The sequence below is a fragment of the Pseudomonas sp. D2002 genome (genome assembly GCF_013385735.1).
GTDB lineage: Bacteria > Pseudomonadota > Gammaproteobacteria > Pseudomonadales > Pseudomonadaceae > Aquipseudomonas.
On sequence record NZ_JACAPL010000011.1, the window covers coordinates 143,513 to 166,305 of the forward strand.

19 protein-coding genes are annotated in these 22,793 nt (G+C 62.2%); 5 read left to right on the plus strand and 14 right to left on the minus strand.

Annotation, left to right across the window (positions count from 1 at the left end; all coding sequences use genetic code 11):
- Positions 1-38 precede the first annotated feature (38 nt).
- The 6 genes from HX783_RS21935 to iolC form a co-directional block, all read right to left on the minus strand.
- Positions 39-1,049: a Gfo/Idh/MocA family protein gene (locus tag HX783_RS21935; RefSeq protein WP_177018209.1), complete on the minus strand. Its 1,011-nt coding sequence runs from the start codon at positions 1,047-1,049 to the stop codon at positions 39-41.
- A 19-nt stretch (positions 1,050-1,068) separates the two neighbouring features.
- Positions 1,069-3,000, minus strand: coding sequence for a 3D-(3,5/4)-trihydroxycyclohexane-1,2-dione acylhydrolase (decyclizing) (gene iolD, locus HX783_RS21940; RefSeq protein WP_177018210.1), 1,932 nt, complete (start codon positions 2,998-3,000; stop codon positions 1,069-1,071).
- A 62-nt stretch (positions 3,001-3,062) separates the two neighbouring features.
- Positions 3,063-3,884, minus strand: coding sequence for a TIM barrel protein (locus tag HX783_RS21945; RefSeq protein ID WP_177018211.1), 822 nt, complete (start codon positions 3,882-3,884; stop codon positions 3,063-3,065).
- Between the two features lie 25 nt (positions 3,885-3,909).
- A complete protein-coding gene (gene iolB / locus HX783_RS21950; RefSeq protein ID WP_177018212.1) occupies positions 3,910-4,698 on the minus strand; it encodes a 5-deoxy-glucuronate isomerase in 789 nt (262 codons plus the stop codon).
- A gap of 3 nt (positions 4,699-4,701) precedes the next feature.
- On the minus strand, positions 4,702-5,589 hold the full coding sequence (gene iolE, locus HX783_RS21955; protein ID WP_177018213.1) for a myo-inosose-2 dehydratase: 888 nt from the start codon (positions 5,587-5,589) through the stop codon (positions 4,702-4,704).
- A gap of 196 nt (positions 5,590-5,785) precedes the next feature.
- The gene (gene iolC, locus HX783_RS21960) at positions 5,786-7,723 is read right to left on the minus strand and encodes a 5-dehydro-2-deoxygluconokinase (RefSeq protein WP_177018214.1); all 1,938 of its coding nucleotides are present in this window, start codon (positions 7,721-7,723) and stop codon (positions 5,786-5,788) included.
- Here iolC and HX783_RS21965 point away from each other — a divergent pair.
- Positions 7,722-7,925, plus strand: a complete 204-nt coding sequence (locus tag HX783_RS21965; RefSeq protein ID WP_177018215.1) for a hypothetical protein — start codon at positions 7,722-7,724, stop codon at positions 7,923-7,925. The two genes, iolC and HX783_RS21965, sit on opposite strands and share 2 nt — an antisense overlap.
- A gap of 83 nt (positions 7,926-8,008) precedes the next feature.
- Positions 8,009-8,917 carry a MurR/RpiR family transcriptional regulator gene (locus HX783_RS21970; RefSeq protein ID WP_159957305.1) on the plus strand — a complete coding sequence of 303 codons (909 nt, stop codon included), beginning with the start codon at positions 8,009-8,011 and terminating at the stop codon, positions 8,915-8,917.
- Positions 8,918-8,969: 52 nt separating this feature from the next.
- On the opposite strand, the gene HX783_RS21975 is transcribed toward HX783_RS21970, so the two are convergent.
- From HX783_RS21975 to HX783_RS21995, 5 genes are all read right to left on the minus strand, one after another.
- Entirely contained in the window at positions 8,970-12,080 is a 3,111-nt protein-coding gene (locus HX783_RS21975) for an efflux RND transporter permease subunit (RefSeq protein WP_177018216.1), read from the minus strand.
- Positions 12,077-13,303, minus strand: coding sequence for an efflux RND transporter periplasmic adaptor subunit (locus tag HX783_RS21980; RefSeq protein ID WP_177018217.1), 1,227 nt, complete (start codon positions 13,301-13,303; stop codon positions 12,077-12,079). The genes HX783_RS21975 and HX783_RS21980 overlap by 4 nt, the downstream gene beginning before the upstream one ends.
- A complete protein-coding gene (locus HX783_RS21985; RefSeq protein ID WP_177018218.1) occupies positions 13,296-14,534 on the minus strand; it encodes a TolC family protein in 1,239 nt (412 codons plus the stop codon). The genes HX783_RS21980 and HX783_RS21985 overlap by 8 nt, the downstream gene beginning before the upstream one ends.
- A gap of 96 nt (positions 14,535-14,630) precedes the next feature.
- Positions 14,631-14,969 carry a hypothetical protein gene (locus tag HX783_RS21990; protein WP_159957313.1) on the minus strand — a complete coding sequence of 113 codons (339 nt, stop codon included), beginning with the start codon at positions 14,967-14,969 and terminating at the stop codon, positions 14,631-14,633.
- 26 nt (positions 14,970-14,995) lie between these two features.
- Positions 14,996-16,417 carry a PLP-dependent aminotransferase family protein gene (locus HX783_RS21995; RefSeq protein ID WP_177018219.1) on the minus strand — a complete coding sequence of 474 codons (1,422 nt, stop codon included), beginning with the start codon at positions 16,415-16,417 and terminating at the stop codon, positions 14,996-14,998.
- Between the two features lie 92 nt (positions 16,418-16,509).
- Here HX783_RS21995 and HX783_RS22000 point away from each other — a divergent pair, with 92 nt between their 5' ends.
- A complete protein-coding gene (locus HX783_RS22000; RefSeq protein ID WP_177018220.1) occupies positions 16,510-17,739 on the plus strand; it encodes a multidrug effflux MFS transporter in 1,230 nt (409 codons plus the stop codon).
- Between the two features lie 143 nt (positions 17,740-17,882).
- Here the strand turns inward: HX783_RS22000 and HX783_RS22005 are convergent, their stop codons facing one another.
- Entirely contained in the window at positions 17,883-18,788 is a 906-nt protein-coding gene (locus tag HX783_RS22005) for a hypothetical protein (RefSeq protein WP_177018221.1), read from the minus strand.
- Between the two features lie 412 nt (positions 18,789-19,200).
- Between HX783_RS22005 and HX783_RS22010 the strand changes: the two genes are divergently transcribed.
- Complete coding sequence (locus HX783_RS22010; protein WP_003219726.1) at positions 19,201-19,884, plus strand: response regulator transcription factor; 684 nt, start codon at positions 19,201-19,203, stop codon at positions 19,882-19,884.
- Entirely contained in the window at positions 19,862-21,253 is a 1,392-nt protein-coding gene (locus HX783_RS22015; protein ID WP_177018222.1) for a HAMP domain-containing sensor histidine kinase, read from the plus strand. The genes HX783_RS22010 and HX783_RS22015 overlap by 23 nt, the downstream gene beginning before the upstream one ends.
- Positions 21,254-21,534: 281 nt before the next feature.
- Here the strand turns inward: HX783_RS22015 and HX783_RS22020 are convergent, their stop codons facing one another.
- Together HX783_RS22020 and HX783_RS22025 are read right to left on the minus strand one after the other, a co-directional pair.
- On the minus strand, positions 21,535-21,951 hold the full coding sequence (locus HX783_RS22020; protein WP_159957323.1) for an SRPBCC family protein: 417 nt from the start codon (positions 21,949-21,951) through the stop codon (positions 21,535-21,537).
- A 29-nt stretch (positions 21,952-21,980) separates the two neighbouring features.
- A complete protein-coding gene (locus HX783_RS22025; RefSeq protein WP_177018223.1) occupies positions 21,981-22,778 on the minus strand; it encodes an SDR family NAD(P)-dependent oxidoreductase in 798 nt (265 codons plus the stop codon).
- Positions 22,779-22,793: the final 15 nt, after the last annotated feature.

A 22,793-nucleotide genomic window follows, 5' to 3' on the forward strand; every position in this document is an offset into this window, starting at 1 on the left:
GCTCCCACATTTAATGCATTTCAAGTGAAGATTTGGGCTTAACCGTAAAAATGCGGGCGTGGCGGCAGGCTGACCTTGACGATCTGCTCACTGCTCTGCGCTTCAATACACGCATCCGCCGCAACCGCCGCCGCAAAGCCATCCCAGGCCGACGGCCCGCCGACTTGCCCGGCGCGCACGCTGTCGATGAAGGCTTGCAATTCGACGTCATAGGCGCCGATAAAGCGGTCCTTCCAATCCATCAGAATCGCATTCGACAGCTTGGCCCCGCTGCGCAGTTGCACCTGCGAAGGCTCCGGCAGTTTGGCGATGCCGGTCTCCCCCACCACCTCGCACTGGATGTCATAGCCGTACTGGCAGTTAACGAACACTTCCACATCAATGCGCGTGCCCTTGGCGGTTTCCAGCAGCACGATCTGCGGGTCGCGCAGGTGGGCCAGGGCCTTGCTCGATTTACGCGGGAATACCACTTGCACCGACACATAGTCGTCGTTGAGCAACCAGCGCAACACGTCCAGTTCATGGATCAAGGTGTCGGTGATCGCCATGTCGGTCTTGTAGTTCTCGCCCACCGTCGGGTTGCGATGCGCGCAGTGCAGCATCAACGGCTCGCCGATCTGGCCGCTGTCGATCACCGCCTTGAGAGCACGATAGCCTTCGTCGTACGGGCGCATGAAGCCCACTTGCACCAGGCGCTTGCCAAAGGCAATTTCGGCGTCGACGATTTTACGGCAGCCTTCTGCGGTGACGGCCAAGGGCTTTTCGCAGAACACCGGCTTGCCGGCGGCGATGGCCGCGAGCACGAATTCTTCATGGCTCGGGCCCCAAGAGGTCACCAAAATGGCCTCGACTTGCGGCGAGTTGATCAGCGCATGGCCGTCCGGATAAACCTCGGCGGTCAGCTTCAAGTCAGCGACGACCTTGGCGGCTTGCTCAAGGTTGATGTCGGTCACGGCCACCACCTGGCTGTTGAGCAGGGTCTGGCTGCAACGACGAATATGGTCACGGCCGATGGCGCCCGTACCGATAACACCCAGCTTCAAAGACATACCTTCACTCCTCTTGTTATTAGTACTGCCGGGCCTTGGCCAGCTGTTCATTGAGTTTTTTCGCCGCTGCATTGGTGCGCTCACTGGTGGACACCTGGGCCACACCCACCCGCCACCACGACAAGTAACCGTGGATCATGGTCTTGGGCAGTACCTTGATATCGATCAGCGTCGACACCGTTTGCGTGCGCGCATCGGCCAGGGCCGCTTCGAGTTGTTCCACGGTGCTGACTTTGTAGGTCTTGCAACCATAGGCCGCCGCGCTCATGGCGAAATCCACCGGCACCAGGCCGCCGTCGAGCTTGCCGCTGTCGGGGTCGCGGAAGCGAAATTCGGTGCCGAAGCTCTCCATGCCGTTGCCAATCTGCAGGTTATTGATGCAACCGAAGGCCATGTTGTCGAGCAGCACCACATTGATCTTGCGCCGTTCCTGGATCGAGGTGGCGAGCTCTGAATGCAGCATCATGTAGGAGCCATCGCCGACCAAGGCGTACACCTCCTTGGACGGTTCGGCCAGTTTCACGCCAAGGGCGGCATTGATCTCGTAGCCCATGCATGAATAGCCATACTCGACGTGATAGGTGTTGACGCCTTTGCTGCGCCAGCTGCGCTGCAAGTCACCGGGCAGGCTGCCAGCGGCGGCAACGATGATCGCGTCATCGGCCAGGGTGTCATTGAGCACGCCGAGTACGCGGCTCTGGGTCAGGCACGAGCCGGTCAGTTCGATAAATTCGCGCAGCACTGCGCGGTCCAGGTGGTCATCGACCTCAGGCACAAAGTCGTCGCCCTGGTAGTGCACCTGATACACGCGGTCCACTTCCGCGTCCAACTGGGCCTTGGCGTCGGTGGCCTGCTCGCCCCAGCCAGCGCGGTAGTCGCCCAAGGCATCGGCCAGCGCCTCAAGGGCGACTTGGGCGTCCGCCAGCACTTGTACACCGTCGAGTTTCAAGGCATCGCAAGGGCTGATATTCAGGTTGAGAAACTTCACTTCAGGGTGCTTGAACAGCGACTTCGACGCGGTGGTGAAGTCGGTGTAGCGCGTGCCGATGCCAATGATCAGGTCCGCTTCCGGGGCCAGCAGGTTTGCCGCCAGGCAGCCGGTCTCGCCGATACCACCGAGGTTCAGCGGGTGGCTTGAGACCACCGCGCTCTTGCCGGCCTGGGTTTCTGCGAAGGGAATATCAAAGCGCTCGGCAAATGCCTGCAACGCGGCATTCGCGCCGGCGTACTTGACCCCACCGCCGCAGATGATCAGTGGCTTGCGCTTGCCCCGGAAGGCGGCCAATGCGTCGCTGATCATCGCCGCCGTCGGCGGGCGACGCTCGATGCGGTGTACGCGTTTTTGCAGGAAATAGTCGGGATAATCCCAGGCCTCGGCCTGCACATCCTGCGGCAGGGCCAAGGTCACCGCGCCGGTTTCGGCCGGGTCGGTGAGCACGCGCATGGCGTGGATCGCCGCCGTCATCAACTGCTCGGGCCGGTTGATACGGTCCCAGTATTTGCTCACGGAGCGGAAGGCATCGTTGGTGCTGATGCTCAAGTCGTGGAATTGCTCGATCTGCTGCAACACCGGGTCGGGTTGGCGGCTGGCGTAGACATCGCCGGGCAACAGCAGCAACGGGATACGGTTGGCGGTGGCGGTTGCGGCGGCGGTCAGCATATTCGCCGCGCCGGGGCCGACCGATGAGGTGCACGCATAGATCTTGCGGCGCAGGTGTTGCTTGGCGAAACCGATGGCGGCGTGGGCCATGCCTTGCTCATTACGGCCCTGATGCACCACCAGGTCGCCGCTGTCCTGCTCCAGGGCCTGGCCCAGGCCCAGCACGTTGCCGTGGCCGAAAATGGTGAAAACCCCGGCGACAAACTTGCTCTGCACGCCATCGACTTCGATGTACTGGTTATCCAGAAACTTCACCAGGGCCTGGGCCATGGTCAATCTTGTTGTGGTCATCACTTGCACCTTGTGTGAATGCAGATCCATTGTTCAACAGAGATCTAATGTGGGAGCTGGCATCAGGTTCGGGGGTTTTGCAGGTGGGCGATGCTTGCCCCGATTGCCTGCTGAATATCCGCCGACGCATGCACGCTTTCCGCAAACGGCTCAAACGACAGGTAACCGCCGTACCCGCTGCTGAGCAAGGTGTCGATCTGCGCGGCATTGCCGAGAATATCGCCCTCGCCCACCAGCACGCGGTGGCCGTCGCGGATCGAATTCAGCGGCGCGTCACGGTCTTCGACGCCGGAGATATGCACCAGGCCGGTCAGTTGCGGGAAGAACTCCTGCTCGCTGGCCAGGTGATGGTGGAAGGTGTCGTGCACCAGGCGGAACACATCCAGGCCGCCAATCGACTGGATCGCATCCACCGCCACGCGTTTGCGGCGCAGCGCACATTCTTCGAAGCCGAGGGGCTCGATAAAACCGAGAATCCCGTACTCGCGCAGGATCGGCGCCAGCTCGCTCAACGCCGTGCGCAAACCGGCGGCGCGCTGGGCTTCGTTGCGCGTGTCGCCGCGCTCATTCAGCGGGCACATCACCAGGCCTTGCGCGCCGCATTCGCGGGCATAGGTGGCGAGCTTGATCGCCTGGGCGCGGCGCTCGTCATTCCACACATCAAAGGGGTACAGCGCGTTGATCGACAGCACCGTGATGCCCTGCACCGCGCACAATTCGCGCACGCGGCTGGCGGGTGTGCCGAATTCGATTTCGTCGCCGTTGAGGTCGTTGCGAATTTCGATGGCATCGCACTTGAGCGCGGCCGCCAACTGAATGAAATCCGGCAGGGACAGGTTGGGTGCGACCATGCGGTTAAGGGCAAAACGCAGCGGCGACTTCATTGTTGTTGTTCTCCGTTCAAACCGATTAGAGGTCCAGCAGCCAGCTGTGCTGTGGGTCGTTATGGAAATGCCAGGCGCGCTTGGGGCCGGCCATCACGTTCAGGTAATACGACTCGTAGCCGTACGGCACGCTGACCGGGTGGTAACCCTTGGGCACCACCACCAGGTCGCTGTTTTCCACGGCCATGGCCTGGTCGATGCTGCGGTCGTCGGTGTACACGCGCTGGAACACAAAGCCTTGCGGCGGGTTGATCTGGTGGTAATAGGTTTCTTCGAGAAAGCTCTGGTGCGGCAGGTCGTCGGTGTCGTGCTTGTGCGGCGGGTAGCTGGAGGAGTGCCCCGACGGCGTGCGCACTTCCACCACCAGCAGCGAATGGGCCGGCTCGCTGTCGGGCAGGATGTCGCACACATAACGGGTGTTGGCGCCCTTGCCGCGTACGCTGCGCTTGCACTGCTCGGGCCGGATCAGGCGCGGCTCAAAACCTGTGGCACCGGGCGCGGCGCACACCGCGATTTGCACGTCGCTCAATGCGGTAATCTGCGCATCGGTGCCGGGCGGCAAGTAGGCGGCAAAGGGTGATTTGTCTTCGAACACCGAGTGGCGATCACCGAGGTTCTGCCAGTTGAAGCCCTCGCCCTCGATATTCACCCGGCCGCTGAGCAGCACCAGGCACAACTCCTTATCACCGGCGGTCACCGGCAGGGTTTCACCGAGGCTCAGGCGGTAGGCGGCAAAGCCCACGTATTCCAGGCGCCCGGCTTCCAGGGCAACCATGGTTTGCCCGCGTTTGCTGCTTTTGACCAACAAGCTCATCACTCAAGTCCTCTCGTTGAGAAGCGCGCGCAAGGTGTCATAGCCCTTTTTCGCATAGATATAGCTGGGCGCCACGGCCGGGTCCTGCTCGGCTTCCACCACCAGCCAGCCTTCGTACTGGGCCGCCAGCAGCACATCGAGCAGCTCGGCGAAGTCGATATCGCCATCACCGGGCACGGTGAAGGTGCCGTTGACGATGCAATCAGGAAAGCTCCACATCTGGTTGCGCGCCAGTTGCACCACCGGTTTGCGCACGTCCTTGAAATGCACGTGGCAGATGCGCTCGATGTGTTTGCGCAGCACCTCTGTGGGCTCGCCGCCACCCATGTAGCAGTGGCCCGAATCGAACAGCAGGCCGACTTCCGGGCCGGTGCGGCGCATCAGCTGGTCAATGTCTTCAGGGGATTCAACGTACGCGCCCATATGGTGGTGGTAGGCCAGGCGCACACCTTGGGACAGGGTGAAGCGCGCCAGCTCAGTGAGTTTGTCGGCGTAGTCCTGCCAGGCCTGCTCGCTGTGAAAACGCGGGCGCTCGATCAAGCGCACCTTGGCGCCCTGGATCGAATCGGCGACTTCACCGTAGACCAGCACCTTGGCGCCGTTGAGTTTCAGCAGCTCGACATGGCTGGCGATGGCTTCGATTTCTTCCGCCACCGAGCGACGTGCCAGGCGGCTGGAATACCAGCCGGAGACCAGCGCCAGGTCATAGGGGCGCAGCACATCGCCGACGCCTTTGGCGTCCTTGGGGAATTTGCCGTTGAGTTCAAAACCTTCGTAGCCAATCTCCTTGCCTTCGCTCAAGGCGGTGCTCAGCGGCGTTTCACCGCCCAGGGCCGGCAGGTCGTCGTTGCTCCAGGAGATCGGGTTGATGCCAATTCGGATTGCGGGCATGGCTGCACCTTTTTGTTATTTTCAAAGTTGCATGAGTTCTGCTTTATGTGGGAGCGGGCTTTTGTGGGAGCTGGCTTGCCTGCGATAGCATCACCTCGACTCGGCAGTTAGACCGAGTCGCCTGCATCGCGGGCAAGCCCGACTCCCACAAAAAGCAGCTCCCACTTTTGATTGCATTTCAAGTTGAAGGCTATGTTTAGGTTCGGGCACTGCGCCAGGCATTGATGAGCTGCTCGAAGGTGTGTTGCACCTGCTCGATCAGCGTTTCATCATCAATCTCCCCCGCCATCCACGCGCGGCTGGGTTCCTGGAAGATCGTGCGGCCCACGGCGAACCCACGGCAGGTGCTGCTCTTGCTGGCTTGCTGGAAGCCATCGGCAAGGCATTCAGCCGAGGCATTCAGGCCCAGCAACACCACACCACGGCAGTACGGGTCGCGCTCCTGGATCAGTTCATCGAGTTTTTTCCACTCTTCAGCCGACTGCGCTTCGATTTTCCACCACGCCGGGTAGATGCCCAGGTTGTACAAGCGCTTGAGGCTGCGATAGAGCACATTCGGGTAGGTGGACGGGTGATCCTTGGGCGGAATGACCTCCAGCAGCAGTTCGTGACCGCTGACCAGCGAGGCCTCGTACACCGCCTTGAGCTGGGCTTCCTGCTCCAGGCGCAACATCGGCTCGTCGTCGGGGTGGTATTGCACCAGGCACTTGATGATTTGTTCCTGGGGCCAGGCAATCAGGTTGCTGCCCACCGAACGGCCGTGTTCGAACGCCAGCGGCCGCGAGTTCTGCACTTCCACCGGGCGCGCGATCCACCAGCCGCGCCCGCTGGCAGCATTGAGCGCGTCCTGGCCGAAACGCTGGTCGGCCAGCAGGCCCACATCGGCTTCAACGCCCTGCTCGCGCAACTTGGCTTCAACGCGTTCGACGGCCTGGATAAACAGCTGCTTGATGGCGCTGATGCGCGTTGCGTCCTGGCCGCCTTTTTGCGCCAGGTCCACCAACTGCCAGCGGTGGTCGAAGGCAAACACGAACAGCTGCTTCCAGGCTTTGCGCGGTACGGTGACACGGTGCAGGCGTTGCAGGGTCACGTCCTGGTCAGGTCGGGTGATGGGCACCGGGCTGTTGAACAGGTAATCGAGTTCGGCAGGCGTGGGCATGGCCGGCGCACAGGCGTGGCGCGACACCACCAGGCCGCCACAGGCATTCGCCAGTTGGCTGCAACGTTCATCGCTGGCATCGTTGAGCCAGCCGCTGAGGAAGCCCGACATAAACGCATCGCCGGCGCCCAGCACGTTAAGCACTTCAACCCGCACGCCCGGGTAGATGGCGCCGTCTTCGAGCCGCGCCGGGATCGCGCCGTGGATCACCGTGCAGCCCTGCGGGCCGAGCTTGACCACCAGGGTAGCCGGGGTCAGTTCACGCACAGTGCGCAGCGCGGTGAGCAAATCCTCACTGCCGCCGGCAATCAGGAACTCTTCTTCGGTGCCGACGATCAGGTCAAAACGCGGCAGGATTTTCTGCACATGCTGGCTGACGTTCTGGTCGGCGACAAACCGGGTTTCGCCGTCCGCCTTGCCCGCCAGGCCCCACAGCACCGGGCGGTAGTCGATATCGAGCACGCGCTTGACGTTGTGCTTGGCCGCGTAATCCAGGGCCTGGATGCTGGCCTTGTAGACGCCGTCGGTGGAGAAATGCGTGCCGGTGATCAGCAAGGCTTTGCTGGAGGCAATAAAGGCTTCGTTGATGTCTTCGGCGCGCAGGGCCATGTCGGCGCAGTTTTCGCGGTAGAACACCAGCGGGAAGGTTTCGCGGTCTTTAAGGCCCAGCAGCACCAGCGCGGTGAGGCGTTCCGGGTCGACCTTGATGCCGCTGACATCGCAGCCTTCACGGGCCAGGGATTCCACCAGGAAGCGGCCCATGTGGTCGTCGCCGACCCGGCTCAACATCGCCGATTTAAGCCCCAGCCGCGCAGTGCCGAAAGCGATATTGGCGGAGGACCCGCCGAGGTATTTGGCGAAGCTGGACACGTCCTCAAGCCGCGCACCCACTTGCTGTGCGTAGAGATCGACGCCCAGGCGCCCGAGGCAAATCAGATCCAATTGACGCCCACTGGCAAAACGAGTCTGGCCCATGCTGGCTCCTGTTATTTTTATCAGCCTGCGTGGTGCCGCCGAGGTGACGGCACACGCTCTTGGTGACAGCAGACTAGAACGTTCAGCAGCACCAATCAATATTTATTCCATAATTATTTTTAGTGGAATATTTTTTCCAATAAGCCAGCATAATGGCACGCCAGCCCTCCTGCATCGTTTCAGCAGGCCACGGCTGCCGTGATGCCGGGGTATTTTTTTGCGCCTACCCTGTAGACTTGCGCCCACCTATCAGCGCATCAGAAGAACAAGCCAAAAGGATTGCCCATGTCCCGCACCGATCCCGAGACCACCCTGGAAGCCACGCTCGCCAGCCCTCCGATCAATGCCGAGCGCCTGTTGCAGCTGATCACCGACGAATACGAAAGCCTGCCGCGCCAGCTCAAACGCATTGCCAGCTACATGAGCCAGCAGAGCGACCGGATCATGGTCGACCGCATCAGCGACATCGCCCGTGAATGCGAAGTGCACCCCTCGGCCATCGTGCGGTTCTCCCAGCGTTTCGGGTTCAGTGGTTTCAGTGAGATGCAGGCGTTGTTTCGCGAGGCCTACACCCACAAGACCACGCCGGTGCAGAACTACCAGCAGCGCATTCGCAGCATGATCGCCAACAAGTCGCAAAAAGCCAGCGGCGGCGACCTGGCGCGCGAGTGCGTGAATGCCACCCTGTCGGGCATCGAGCGGCTGGGGCTGGAACTGGATGATGTGGCGTTCGAGAAGGCCGTGGATCTGGTGGTCAACGCCGACAACATCTACGTGGTCGGTGTGCGCCGTTCCTTTGCGGTGGCTGATTACCTGGTCTACAACCTGCAGCACACCAACAAGCGCATTCACTTGATTTCCGGTTTGGGCGGCAGTTACCGCGAGCAGATGCGCAGTGTGCGTGCCAATGATCTGGTGATTGCGATCAGCTTTACGCCCTACGGTAAAGAGACTCAGCATTGCTTGCGGATTGCCCAGCACCATCAGGCCAAGACCTTGATCATCACCGACAGCAACCTGTCGCCGCTGGCCAAGCGGGCGAACGCGGTGTTGTTGGTGAATGAAGGGTCGTCGTTTGCGTTTCGCTCGTTGAGCGCCACCTTGTGCCTGTGCCAGGCGTTGTTTATTGCGGTGGCGTATCGGTTGGAGTTGAAGGTGGATGAGATTCATGAGCAGGTTGGGTTTGATGACTGAGTTGGTGGTGATGGACTTACCCACATACATAAAGCCAGTTCCTTCAGTTTGGTTAGTGTTTTGTTGTGGGGCGGCGTAGCAGGCGGTAGGCGGCGGGGATTACGAAGAGTGACAGCAGCGGCGCGGTGAGCATGCCGCCGACCATCGGCGCGGCGATGCGGCTCATGACTTCGCTGCCGGTGCCGCCGCCCAGCAAAATCGGCAGCAAGCCGGCGATGATCACGGCCACGGTCATGGCTTTGGGGCGTACGCGCAGCACCGCGCCTTCGGTGATGGCGGCCAGCAAGTCACCGTCCTTGCGCTCGGCCCAGGCGTTTTTCAGGTACAGCAGCATGATCACGCCGAACTCCGCCGATACACCGGCCAATGCAATAAAGCCCACGCCCGTGGCCACCGATAAATTGAAGCCAAGCCAGTACAGCAGCCACACGCCACCCGTTAGCGCAAAGGGCAACGTGGCGATGATCAACAACGCTTCGTCCACGCGGCGGAACGTCAGGTACAGCAACACAAAGATGATCAGCAAGGTCGCCGGCACGACCAGCTTCAGGCGTTCATTCGCCCTCTCCAGGAATTCGAACTGCCCCGAATAACTGAGGCTCATGCCCGGCTGCAAATGCACCTGCTGGTTGATTGCCTCACGCAGGTCTTTCACCACCGACGCCAAATCACGCTCGCGCACGTCGATATAGACCCAGCCGGAAGGCCGCGCGTTTTCACTTTTGAGCATCGGCGGGCCGTCGCTGACCTTGAGCCTGGCCACGGTGCCGAGGGTGATCTGGCTGCCTTGCGGCGCGTAGATCGGCAGGTTGTCCAGGGCCGTTACCGAATCGCGCCACTCCTTCGGGTAACGCAGGCTGATCGGAAAACGCGCCAGGCCTTCCACGGTTTCGCCGATGGTTTCACCGCCAATCGCGCCGGACACAATCGACTGCACATCGGCAATATTCAGCCCGTATTGCGCGGCGGCCGTACGGTCGATATCCACGTCGATATAGCGCCCGCCGGTCAAGCGCTCGGCGAGTGCCGAGCTCACGCCGGGCACGGTCCTGGCGACCTTTTCCACCGCCTGGGTCACTGCATCGATCTGCATCAGGCTGGTGCCTGCCACCTTCACGCCAATCGGGCTTTTCACCCCGGTGGCGAGCATGTCGATGCGGTTGCGGATCGGCGGGATCCAGATATTCGTCAGGCCCGGCACCTGCACCACACGGTCGAGTTCTTTCACCAACTTTTCCGGGGTCATGCCGGCGCGCCATTGGTCCCTGGGCTTGAACTCAATGGTGGTCTCGAACATCTCCAGCGGCGCCGGGTCGGTGGCGGTTTCGGCGCGACCGGCCTTGCCCAACACATGGGCCACTTCCGGTACGCTCTTGATCAGGCGATCGGTGCGTTGCAGCAACTCACCCGCGGTTTGCGTCGACAGACCCGGCAATGCCGATGGCATGTAGAGCAAGTCACCTTCATCCAGCGGCGGCAGGAACTCACCGCCCAGTTTCGACAGCGGCCACACCACGCTGGCGACCGTCAACAGCGCCAGCAGCAAGGTCATGCGTGGCCAGCGCAGCACGGTATCGAGGGCCGGTTGATAGAGCTTGATCAGGCCGCGATTGAGCGGGTTGCGCTGCTCGTCGGGGATACGCCCGCGAATCCAATAGCCCATCAGCACCGGGATCAACGTCACCGACAACCCGGCCGCGGCGGCCATGGCGTAGGTCTTGGTGTAGGCCAGCGGGCCGAACAGGCGCCCTTCCTGGGCTTGCAAGGTGAACACCGGGATAAACGACAGCGTGATGATCAGCAAACAGAAAAACAGCGCCGGCCCGACTTCCACCGCCGCCGCCGTCACCACCTGCCAATGCTCCTCGCCCTTGAGCGCGCGGTTGGGATGGGCGTGATGCCAGGCTTCGATTTTCTTGTGGGCGTTTTCTATCATCACCACCGCCGCATCCACCATCGCGCCAATCGCAATCGCGATGCCGCCCAACGACATGATGTTGGCGTTGATGCCCTGGAAACGCATGATGATAAACGCGATCAACACGCCCACCGGCAACGAGATAATCGCCACCAATGACGAGCGCAGGTGCCACAGGAAAATCCCGCACACCAGCGCCACTACCAGGAACTCTTCGAGCAGTTTGTGGCTGAGGTTGTCCACGGCACGGTCAATCAGTTTGCTGCGATCGTAAGTGGTGACGATCTCGACGCCGGGCGGCAGGCTGCTTTTCAGTTGCTCCAGTTTGGTCTTGACCGCCGCGATGGCCTCACGCGCATTTTTGCCGCTGCGCAGGATCACCACGCCGCCGACCGCTTCGCCCTCGCCGTCGAGCTCACTGATGCCCCGGCGCAGGTCCGGGCCTAGCTGAATCGTCGCCACATCGCCGAGGGTCACCGGCACATTGTTGCTGTCGAGGCGCAGCGCAATGGCGCGGAAATCGTTGAGCGTTTTCAAGTAACCGGAGGCGCGCACCATGTACTCGGACTCGCCCATGTTCAGTACCGAGCCACCGGTTTCCTGATTGGCCTTGCCGATGGCGTCCGCCACTTGCGCCTGGGTAATGCCGTGACTGGCCAGGGCCAGCGGGTCGAGTTGCACCTGATACTGCTTGACCTGCCCGCCGATGGTCGCGACTTCCGCCACATTCGGCAGGGTCTTGAGTTCGAACTTGAGGAACCAGTCCTGCAGCGCGCGCAACTGCGCCAGGTCGTGCTGGCCGGTGCGGTCCACCAATGCGTATTGATAGATCCAGCCGACGCCGGTGGCGTCCGGCCCCAGCGCGGGTTTGGCCGATGCGGGCAGCCGCGCCTGCAATTGGCTGAGGTACTCCAGCACCCGCGAGCGTGCCCAGTAGAGGTCGGTGCCTTCGTCGAACAGCACGTACACATAGCTGTCGCCAAAGAACGAGAAGCCGCGCACGGTCTTGGCGCCGGGCACCGACAGCATGGTGGTGGTCATCGGGTAAGTGACCTGGTTTTCGACAATTTGCGGCGCCTGGCCAGGGTACGGTGTGCGAATGATCACCTGCACATCGGAGAGGTCCGGCAACGCGTCGACCGGCGTGTTTTGCACCGCCCAAACGCCCCACGCGGTAACAAACAAGGTGGCGAGCAACACCAGAAAACGGTTGGCCACCGACCAGCGAATCAACAGGGCGATCATGGCTGGGCTCCGGGCTGCATGCCCATTTCAGAAGTGCCGGACGATGGCGATACTAAACCGCGTAAACTTGCTTCAGAATCCAGCAAAAATTGACCGGACGCGACCACCTGCTGGCCTTCCTGCAAGCCACTGCGAATTACGGTGTAGTCCTGGTTTTCCGCGCCCGCTTCAACCTCCACCGGCCGATAGTGCCCGCCCGCCTCGGCCAGCATCACCAGCACGCGTTTGCCGGTGCGGATCAACGCTTCGCTCGGCACCTGCAACACCGCTTGCACGCTGGTTTGCGCCAGGCGCACCTGGGCGGTCATGCCGGGGCGCAAGTGGCCGTCGGGGTTGGGCAGCTCGACGCGAACCTGCACGGTGCGGCTGTCCAGGGCGTTAGCGGGCAGAATCGCGCTGACGACGCCGTTAACGGCGCTCCCCGGCAACCCGACAAAGTGCGCCGTCACGGCTTGCCCTACCGCCAACGTGGCGCCTTGGGCTTGCGGCACCGCCACCTGCAACCAGACCCGCTCCAAGCCATTCACTCGCGCCAGAGTCTGCCCCGCCGCAACGGTCATGCCTTCGCGCACGTCCAGGGTTTGCAAGGCGCCGCTCAACGGCGTGGTGACAGTCAACACCGATTGCACCCGACCGCTGCGTTCCATCTGTGCGACAAGCCCGGCGGGCATACCACTCAGGCGCAGACGTTGGCGCGCGGCGCTCAATAAACCACTGTCACCGCTACGGCGCAGGGCAAGGAATTCTTCCTGGGCCGCCGCCCATTCGGGCACCAGAACGTCCGCCAACGGCGCGCCAGCCTTGAGTACATCGCCGGGCGCTCGCGCGTAAACCCGCTCGACAAACCCGGCAGCCCGCGCCTGTACAATCGCAACATCGCGGTCATTGAAAGCCAGGATTCCCGACAGCTCCAAAGTGGACGTCATCACACCTCGACTGACCGTCGCCAGGCGCACGCCGATGTTTTGGGTTTGGCGTGGGTCGATCTGCACCGTCGGCGAATCCGCCGCAGCGTTATCGGCATAGCGCGGCACCAATTGCATGTCCATAAAAGGCGACTTGCCGGGCTTGTCGAATTTCTGTTGCGGGTACATCGGGTCGTACCAATACAGCGCCTGTTTGTCGTTTTGGGCAGGCACCGATGCCGGGGGCTGCCATTGCGCCACGCCGTAGCCCGCGCCCAGGCCGAGCAACAGCAGCGCTGCCGCGATTCGATTATTCATTGTTGGGTTCCCCATAGGCGAAGTACAGCTGGGCGCCGGTCAAGGCCCGCTGCTCGATGGCATCAATCTGTTTGAAACGCGCATCGACCAGCTCACGGCGGGCGCTGACCACGCTGATCAAATCGCCTTTTCCCGCGCGATAACCGGCGAGGCTCAGGGCGACTTTCTCTTCGGCCAGCGGCACCAGGCTGTCCTGGCTGCGCTGCACCGCGCGGTCCAGGCGCTGGTAAACCGCCAGCGCGTCATCGAGCATCTGTGTGTGCTCGCGGGTGGCGGCTTCGCGCTCGGCGTCCAACTGGTCCAGCGCCGCCTGTTTGGCGGCGATGCCGGGGTTTTGTCGGCGGCCGGGGAATATCGGCAAGTCGAAGCTCAATTGCAGGCTGACCATATCGCCGTATTCGCGGCCACGGTGTTGGTAGTCCACCTCCCAACTCCAATCCGAAGTCTTTTGCGCCTTGGCTTCCTGCACACGCGCTTGCGCTTCGCGGGTGCGCGGCACAAAGGCTTGCAGTTCCGGATGCTGGTGCAGGTTGTGGCTGTAGCCATGGCTGTCGATGGTCCAGTTCGGCAGTTGCCCGCTGGGGGCTTCATTGGCGGCCGCGCCGATCCAGCGCTTGAGAGCGGCGCGGGCCTGGGCGCGTTGCTGGGTCAGTTCGTCTTCGCGCTCGGCCAGTTCGGCGGCTTCCTGCTTGGGCACCACGCTGTCGGCGGCCTGCCCGCGCCCACCGGCCAACTGCGCGCGCACGCTGTCTTGCAGCAGGCGGTTCTGTTGGTAGAAGTCCTGGAACAACGCCTGTTTGCGTTCCACCGCGTACGCGCGAATCCAGGCCTGGGCCGTGGCCTGGCGCACGTTGAGGCGTTCAATGCGCCCTTCGGCGGCCGCGGTTTGCACCGTGGCATCGGCCAGCTCGATGCGCGCCTTGCGCTTGTCGCGGCTGGGCACCTGTTGCTGGATACCGATCATTTGGTCGGTCATGTCATCGCCATACAACGTGCCGCGATTCGGCCCGCCGATGGGAAAATTCTGCAGGCCCACCACCAGTTTCGGGTCGGGCAGTTCGCCGGCCGGGATGGCCGCTTGGGTTGCCGCGTACAGTTTGGCCGCTTCGGCGGTCAGCGAAGGCGCGTTGTTTTGCGCCAGGCGCAGGGCGTCATCCAGGGTCAGCGCATGGGCAAGCGCAGGCCATGTGAGCACGCCCACCACCAGGGCGCGCAGGTAGGGGGAATTCATCTTGAAGATTCCTGATCGGTTCCACTGCGCGCCGCGTTATGCGGCCCACAGCAAGGCCATCCCGTGTGGGGGATGGGTCTTCAGGTGCAACCGGAATCAGGAACGGGGTGGGCGCCAGACGCCGGACGGCGTGCGGTCGGGGATGAAATCCGCAGAACGGCTGGCAGCCAGCGGATGCGCCAGGGGCAGCGGTGCCTTAAGCACCGCCAGGGAGAGTTGCAGCAGGCCGCCGGTCTTGCATTCCTGGCCAGGCTTGCAGGCCTTGCCATGGTCGGCGCCGTCCTGGCAGCAGTCCGGGGCCATGTCGGTCATCATCTGCATGCTCGACATTTTCATCGGGCAAGGCTCGGTGCTCGACGGCACACCCGCCATCCCGGTCAGGGGAAGCGTGAGGCTTAACAGCATGACCAGGATTAAACGCAGAAGGCGGCTCATGGGGCGCGAGTCTAGCCAAGCGCGAGTTATGCCGCTATTAACAATTGCGTGAGAAATCGGCCGTGATAACGGATCTGCGCCAGGGTCAATGCGGTGTAGCCGATGATCACCGCAGGCGGCAAACGGGCTTCCACGCAGAACTTGCCCAGCGGCTGCAACGTCAGCCCGACGGCGGCGGCGCGGGTGCAGAACTCGCTTTCCTCAATGCCGCTCGGCAACCACAGCACAAAGTGCAGCCCGGCTTGCTGACCGCTCACCGCGCACTCCGCTGGCAGACAGCCGAGCAACGCATCGCGCCGCGCCTGATACGCCTGACGCGAAGCTCGCAGGTGGCGCACAAAGGCGCCGCTGCCGAGGAATTCCACCAGCCCCAATTGATCGGTGGCGCCCACCGAGTGCCCGGTGAGTTGCAGGGTGCGCAGCAACGCTGGGCGCAACGCCTTGGGCACCACCATGAAACCCACACGCAAGCCGGGGAACAGGTTCTTGTTGAAGCTGCCGCAGTAGATGACTCGGTCGCCGGAGTCCAGGGATTTAAGCGCCGCCAGGGGCGCGCTGTTGTAGTTGTATTCGCTGTCGTAGTCGTCCTCGACCACCCAGGCGTCGGCGCGAGCGGCCCAATCCAGCAGCGCCAGGCGGTGCGAGACTGACAAGGTCATGCCCAATGGGGCCTGGTGCGCCGGCGTGACATAGGCCAGGCGCGCAGCGTCGGGCAATTGGGCGGTGTCCAGGCCTTCGGCCGTGACCGGGATCGCCAGGACATGCGCGCCGGCCAGGCTGAACAGGCGGCGCGCGGGTTTATAGCCAGGGTCTTCGACACAGGCGATGTCGCCAGGTTTGAGTACGGTGCGGGCGATCAGGTCCAGGCCGTGGCGAATGCCGGTGGTGACGATCACTTCATCCGCCTCGCAGTGCATGCCGCGGTAACTGCGCAGGTAGTCGGCGATCTGTTCGCGCAACGCGGGCAAGCCGGCAGGATGGGCAGCCTCCAACACGCCAGGCCCGGCGGCGAGCAGCCCACGGGAAATACAGCGCGCCCAGGCTTTGAGGTCGAACAGCCCGGCATCCGGGCGCCGCGCCACAAACGGCACATGGCTTTGCACGCCCGCCTCGGGCTGGTCAGGCACGGCCACGCGCCGTGGCGTTTCGCTCTGCGCCGGGGCTGCAATGAATTGCTCGGGAATCACCGCACACACCCGCGTACCGGAACCCGCGACCCGCTGCACATAGCCTTCGCTGTGCAAGCGTTCATAGGCCGCTTCCAACGTGCCACGCGACACCAGCCAGCGCTCCGCCAGGCTGCGGGTCGACGGCAAGCGGCTGCCGGCGGGCAGTTGTCGATTCAGGATGGCGGCGCGCAAGGCGTCGTAGGCGCCCTGCTGCTTGCCCCCGCCCAAGGTGTCCGGGCGCGGCAAGTCCAGGTTGGAGGCGGCTTTTCCTCGGCTCATAGTGGTCCATTCCCTTCAAGCATAAGTGGCCCAAAGGATTAAACCACAATACAGCTAGAGTTCGGGCTCTACTCTTTGCGAAGAAGACTCCCATGACTCAACGCGCCCTCTCCTTCGGCTTCTGGCTGGTGCTGCTGACCGTGCTCATCGCCCTGCCGCGCCTCACTCTGGACTTGCACCTGCCAGCGCTGCCCACCATGGCCGACCACTTGCGCGCCAGCGACAGCCAACTGCAACTGACCCTCACGGTGTACGCGATCGGCTCGGCGATTTCCCTGCTGGTCAGCGGCCCGTTGACCGACCGCTTCGGCCGTCGCCCGGTATTGTTGGCGGGCCTGTTCCTGTACGTGGTCGCGACCGTGGTCTGCGCACTCGCCGACAGCCTAGAGGTGCTGATCGTTGCGCGGCTGTTCCAGGCCTTGGGCGGTTGCTGCACCACGGTGATTGGCCGAGTGATCGTGCGCGACTATTTCGACCGCGACCAACAAGCGCGCCTGCTCGGCCTGATCTCCATGGCCATGGCCATCTCGCCAATGGCTGCACCGGTGCTGGGCAGCCTGATGCTGCCCTTTATCAGCTGGCGCGGGCTGTTTGCAGTGCTCGGCGTAATTGGCGCAGGCTTGTACCTCACGGTGTATCGCCGCCTGCCGGAAACCCGCCCACCGCAAGTCGCCGCCGCGCCGCCGAGCAACCTGCTGCGCCTCTACGGCCAACTGCTGCGAGACCGCTATTTCCTGCGTTATTCCCTGGCAATCGGCTGTGTGTACAGCACGTATTTCCCGTTTATCAGCGAGTCTTCGGCCCTGCTGCAACGCGGCTACCACCTGTCTGCCACGGCTTACGCGCTGGTATTCGCCGCGACGATCAGCGGCTACATGCTCGGCGCGAACCTGTTCCGGCGCCTGGTGCGGCGCTTTGAACCCGACCGTTTGATCAATGCCGCCATTGCCTTGAATGTGCTCGGCTGCGTGATGCTCGCAGGCGCCACCGTCGCGCTGCCACAGGCATGGCTGGCGATTGTGCTGCCGATGGTGGTGATCATGGTGTCGGTGGGGATGGTGATTCCAGCGTGTCAGCTGTCGGTGTTGCAGCCGTATGGCGCGATTGCCGGAACGGCGTCGGGGTTGTTCTTCTTCACCCAGATGTTTCTCACTGCCGTGAGCAGTTGGATCACCGGGTTGTTGTCGGACGGTACGTCGCTGCCCTTGGTGATCATGACCTCTGTGGCGAGCTTCCTACTTCTAGTGAGTTGGCTGACCTTACGCAAACCCAAATGTGGGAGCGGGCTTGCCCGCGATAGCGCCGTATCAGCCAGCACCTAGGTCACTGACAGACCGCCATCGCGGGCAAGCCCGCTCCCACATGTTTTAAAGCAATCAGTGCATGAAGATCGCGATCAGAATAATGACCGGGATAGGCACACCGAGGAACCACAGCAGTAATGAGCGCATCATGTTCTCCTTAATTAACGAACGTAGTTTTCAGTCTCGACATACACCACGGCATCCCGACGGCGACCGCCGAAGGTGGCTGCGAAGCTGGCGAAGAACGCACCGATCAGCAGGGTGATGAAGGTCCAGAGCGAGGTGTAGGCCGCGACTTTCGCTGCGGTATCGGCGGCTTGCTTGGCTTTGAGCTTGGCGTCTTCAACGGCTTTACGGGCGTCGCCGTAAACCTTGTCGATGCGCGCTTCGGCGTCGGCCTGGCTGAGGTTGGTGCGCTGGCTGATCAACTGGGCCAGGTAGGCACGGTCTTCAGGGGCCAGTTGGCCGTCATTGCTCAGGGTACGAGTGAAGATGCGTGCTACGACGCCATGCACCGCGTCATCGCTGACGGCCGCTGGGCGGTCATCGCGAAACAGGCTGTCGACGTAGTAGTCAAAGTCGCCGCTGTTGGCGCCTTTGGCTGCGCTGCCTGCCGCCTGGGTCAAGCCACTGGCCGCACCGGCAGCCACGCCTGCGCCGGCTTTAACGCCGCCGCTGACCACACTGCTGACCGAACCGACCACCAGCATTGCGGTGACCAGCGTGGCAACAGCCCACGCCAGGAACCCATGGGCGGTGTCGCGAAAGTACACCTCATCGCCGTGCATACTGGCCCACTTCACGCGCAACCGACCGGCGATATAACCGCCCAGGCCCGAAGCGACGATCTGGGTGAATGCCAGCCAGACAATCGTGGAAATGCCAAGCCCCTTGGCGCTGATACCGCTGTCGGCCCACGGCGACACCGCCGAAAAGCCCAGGCCGAAACCCAACAGCACGAGGATTAACGAGAGTGCAGCCGCCGCAGCGGCCCCGGCGAAAATCGCCCCCCAGGAAACCCCGGAGAGCGAACTTGACTCTTGCAGCGTGGATGAGGATGTGATCATTGTTGTTTTGCTCCCGGCAGGAAAAATAGTGTTACAAGTCTCAAAAGGGACAGTGCAGGCACCATGCCAGTCCGGCTAAAAAATAAACTTCTTATATTTCAACAAGATATAAATTTTGAACTAACTTGAACCATGCAAGTTGCAAGAAATGACTGTTTTGAGCGGGCGTAATGCATTCCTCGGCGAACACCTGACCTGTGGGAGCGGGCTTGCTCGCGAAGGCGGTGTGTCAGCTACTCATGAGCTGGCTGATACACCGCCTTCGCGAGCAAGCCCGCTCCCACACTGACTGTGTACCCAGGCATGAAACTTGTGTCAGTTTTGCCAAGATGAAGTTTAATTTAGGAAGCGTTCAGGCATTTCTTGGCAAAATGCCCCCACTTCTAGTGTGTATCGCTCACCAGGTAATCCTATGACCCGTATTTTGACCATCGAGGATGACGCCGTAACAGCCCGCGAGATCGTCGCCGAGCTGAGTAGCCATGGACTGGATGTGGACTGGGTGGACAACGGCCGTGAAGGCCTGGTCCGTGCTGTGAGTGGTGATTACGATCTGATCACCCTCGACCGAATGCTGCCGGAACTCGATGGCCTGGCCATCGTCACGACCCTGCGCACCATTGGGGTGTCGACGCCGATCCTGATGATCAGCGCCCTCTCCGACGTCGACGAACGCGTGCGTGGCCTGCGTGCCGGTGGCGACGACTACCTGACCAAGCCCTTCGCCTCCGACGAAATGGCCGCCCGCGTCGAAGTGCTGCTGCGCCGCAAAAGCACGGTCAAGGAGTTCGAAACCGCCCTGCGCGTGGCCGACCTCGAACTGAACCTGATCAGCCGCGAAGCCAGCCGCGCCGAACAGCCGCTGAGCCTGCTGCCCACCGAATACAAATTGCTCGAATTCCTGATGCGCAACACCGGGCAGATCCTGTCGCGGATGATGATCTTCGAAGAAGTCTGGGGTTATCACTTCGACCCGGGCACCAACCTGATCGATGTGCACATCGGTCGCCTGCGCAAGAAAATCGATCCACCGGGCCTCACGCCGCTGATCCGCACGGTACGAGGTTCCGGTTATGTCATTGCTGAACCCCTCTAAGGGCTGGCGCTCCTCCAGCAGCCGCTTGCTGGCGCTGTACAGTTCGCTGTTCGTGGCCTGGAGCTGCATCCTCATGGGGGTGCTGTATTACGAAGTGTCGGGGTATCTGGGCGACCTTTCGCGTCACTCGCTGATGCAGCGCCAGCACCTGTTTCAGCGCTTCGACGGCGAAGAACTGGTGGAAGCCCTGACCACCAGCATGACCTTCGACATGAAGGGCGTGGACGCCTACGGCCTGTTCGATGAGCAATTTCGACCGCTGAGCGGGCCGATCCGCGCCGTGCCGCCCGACCTGCCGCTGGACGGCAAGATCCACGCGCTGGCCAATTGTGTCGACTCCAACGACCCGAAACTGCCCAAGGACAGCTGCGACGCCGTGGCCACCCACACCGAAGACGGCCGCTGGCTGGTGCTGGTGCGCGCCAACGGCTCGCTGTTTGGCGTGACCCGCATTATCTGGCATGCCCTGCTGTGGGCGCTGTCTTTGACGATTATCCCCGGCGCGGCCGGCTGGCACTTGTTGCGCCGTCGCCCGCTGCGGCGTATTCGCGGGATTCAGGCAAGCGCCGAGGCCATCGTCGCCGGTGACCTGACGCACCGCCTGCCGCTGTCCGACCGGCGTGACGAACTGGACATGCTCGCGGCCATCGTCAACGCGATGCTCGACCGTATCGAGAAGCTGATGAACGAGGTCAAGGGCGTGTGCGACAACATCGCCCACGACCTGCGCACGCCGCTGACCCGCTTGCGCGCGCACTTGTACCGTATCAAGCAGGAAGCAGAACAGGACTCGGCCTACGCGGTAAAACTCGACGACGCGATCGCCGAAACCGACACCCTGATGGCGCGCTTTCGTGGGCTGTTGCGCATCTCGGAGTTGGAAGATCACCAGCGCCGCTCAGGCTTCCTGGTAATGGACCCGCTGCCACTGTTGCGCGAACTGCATGACTTTTACCTGCCGCTGGCGGAAGAAGGCGAATTGCAGCTGCGCCTCGAAGTGCCGGATTCGCTGCCGTGGATCACCGGCGACCGCGCGCTGCTGTTCGAAGCCCTGGCCAACCTGTTGAGCAACTCGATCAAGTTCTCGCCACCGGGCGGCGAAGTGATCTTGCGCGGGGTCAATGACGCGGGCAGCACGCGCATCGAAGTGCACGACTCGGGCCCGGGCATTCCGGCGGCAGAACGCGACGCGGTGTTCCAACGGTTTTATCGGGTGGATGAAAGCGACCAGCAAGGCGGCTTCGGGTTGGGCTTGTCAATTGTGGCGGCGATCATCAACTTGCACGGGTTCAAACTGGAAGTCGGCAGCAGCCAGCAAGGCGGCGCGTGCCTGGTGTTGGAGTGTCGACAGCAGTTGATGCCCGAATAGTCCAAACCCCACAAAACAGTGACAGATCGACAGATCGTACAGATCGTTCCCACGCTCCGCGTGGGAATGCAGCCCAGGACGCTCCGCGTCCCAACGCGTGACGCAGAGCGTCACAAGAGGCATTCCCACGCAGAGCGTGGGAACGATCATCAAACACCGATCAAAAAATGTGGGAGCGGGCTTGCTCGCGAATGCAGTGTGTCAGTCAACAGATTCATCGACTGATCCACCGCTTTCGCGAGCAAGCCCGCTCCCACATTGGACTTTCGGTGCCTGGGAGATCAAGCCGGGAAGTTAGCCCGCAGCGCCTCAAGCCCACCGCTGTACACCCCGGTAAACAGCTCTTGCACCGCCGCGTCCGTGGTCCCCGCCGCCGGGGTAAACACGCCGGACCAGGTGACTTTCGCCGACGCCTCCGTCAACGCCTCAACCTGCAACGTCGCCAGGTAAGCACTCACCGGAAACGGCGACTGTTCAATGGTGTAGCTGTAAGTGCGCGCCACATTGTCAAAGCTCTGCAGACGCTCGACCACCACGCCGCCATCCGCCGTTTCCAGATGCCGCACACGCCCGCCGTCACTGGCCTCGCTCTTGACGATAAACGGCAGCCAATCCGGCAGCGCGTTGAAGCCGCCAATCAATTGCCAGACCTGATCGGCCGAAACCGGAACCTCAATTACAGAAGAAGCTGTCGCCACAATAAATACTCCAAAAAAATAACAAGAATTCAGATCGCCATGCTGTCGACAACGCCACCGTCGACGCGCAATGCGGCACCTGTGGTTGCAGAAGACAGGGGTGAAGCAATGTACGCCACCAGGTTCGCCACTTCATCCACATTCGCTGCGCGCTGGATGATTGAGGTTGGTCGCGCATTACGCACAAACACATCCGCCTCTTCCCGCGCACTGCGCCCGGACTTGGCGGTGGCGTCCTTGAGCATCTGCTCCAGGCCGTCGGTAAAAGTCGGCCCCGGCAGCACCGCATTCACTGTTACACCGGTGCCGGCCAGGCGTTTGGCCAGGCCATGGGACACCGCCAGATTGGCGCTTTTGGTCACGCCGTAATTGATCATGTCCGCAGGCGTCGCCACACCGGATTCCGACGACAGGAAGATCACCCGCCCCCAGCCCTGCTCGACCATGCCCGGCACATAATGCCGCGCCAGGCGGACGCCGGAGATCACGTTAACTTCGTAGAAGCGCGTCCATTCACTGTCCGGCGCGTCGAAGAAATCCACATCATTGAAGATGCCCAGGTTGTTGACCAGGATGTCGGCGCGCGGTTCGGCGGCGAACAGTTTCTCGGCGCCTTCGGCCGTGCCAAGGTCCGCCACCAGGCCGCGCAGGTCTGCGCCCGGCACTGCCTGGCGAATGCTCGCCAACGCGTCATCGACCTTGCCCGCTTCCCGCCCGATCACCACCACGGTGGCGCCGGATTCAGCCAGCGCCTGGCTGATGCCCAGGCCAATGCCAGCGGTGCTGCCGCTGACGATGGCCACTTTGCCGCTTACGTCAATTTTCATCGGTGAATCCTCGAG

Coding starts and splice junctions, on each gene's coding strand:
- iolD (WP_177018210.1), bottom strand. CDS start 3,000: ATGACCACAACAAGATTGACCATGGCCCAGGCCCTGGTGAAGTTTCTG.
- HX783_RS21980 (WP_177018217.1), bottom strand. CDS start 13,303: ATGAATAATCGAATCGCGGCAGCGCTGCTGTTGCTCGGCCTGGGCGCG.
- iolB (WP_177018212.1), bottom strand. CDS start 4,698: ATGAGCTTGTTGGTCAAAAGCAGCAAACGCGGGCAAACCATGGTTGCC.
- HX783_RS21970 (WP_159957305.1), top strand. CDS start 8,009: ATGTCCCGCACCGATCCCGAGACCACCCTGGAAGCCACGCTCGCCAGC.
- HX783_RS21935 (WP_177018209.1), bottom strand. CDS start 1,049: ATGTCTTTGAAGCTGGGTGTTATCGGTACGGGCGCCATCGGCCGTGAC.
- HX783_RS21990 (WP_159957313.1), bottom strand. CDS start 14,969: ATGAGCCGCCTTCTGCGTTTAATCCTGGTCATGCTGTTAAGCCTCACG.
- HX783_RS22005 (WP_177018221.1), bottom strand. CDS start 18,788: ATGATCACATCCTCATCCACGCTGCAAGAGTCAAGTTCGCTCTCCGGG.
- HX783_RS21945 (WP_177018211.1), bottom strand. CDS start 3,884: ATGAAGTCGCCGCTGCGTTTTGCCCTTAACCGCATGGTCGCACCCAAC.
- HX783_RS22010 (WP_003219726.1), top strand. CDS start 19,201: ATGACCCGTATTTTGACCATCGAGGATGACGCCGTAACAGCCCGCGAG.
- HX783_RS21995 (WP_177018219.1), bottom strand. CDS start 16,417: ATGAGCCGAGGAAAAGCCGCCTCCAACCTGGACTTGCCGCGCCCGGAC.
- HX783_RS21975 (WP_177018216.1), bottom strand. CDS start 12,080: ATGATCGCCCTGTTGATTCGCTGGTCGGTGGCCAACCGTTTTCTGGTG.
- HX783_RS22015 (WP_177018222.1), top strand. CDS start 19,862: ATGTCATTGCTGAACCCCTCTAAGGGCTGGCGCTCCTCCAGCAGCCGC.
- HX783_RS21965 (WP_177018215.1), top strand. CDS start 7,722: ATGCTGGCTCCTGTTATTTTTATCAGCCTGCGTGGTGCCGCCGAGGTG.
- HX783_RS22000 (WP_177018220.1), top strand. CDS start 16,510: ATGACTCAACGCGCCCTCTCCTTCGGCTTCTGGCTGGTGCTGCTGACC.
- iolC (WP_177018214.1), bottom strand. CDS start 7,723: ATGGGCCAGACTCGTTTTGCCAGTGGGCGTCAATTGGATCTGATTTGC.
- HX783_RS22025 (WP_177018223.1), bottom strand. CDS start 22,778: ATGAAAATTGACGTAAGCGGCAAAGTGGCCATCGTCAGCGGCAGCACC.
- iolE (WP_177018213.1), bottom strand. CDS start 5,589: ATGCCCGCAATCCGAATTGGCATCAACCCGATCTCCTGGAGCAACGAC.
- HX783_RS21985 (WP_177018218.1), bottom strand. CDS start 14,534: ATGAATTCCCCCTACCTGCGCGCCCTGGTGGTGGGCGTGCTCACATGG.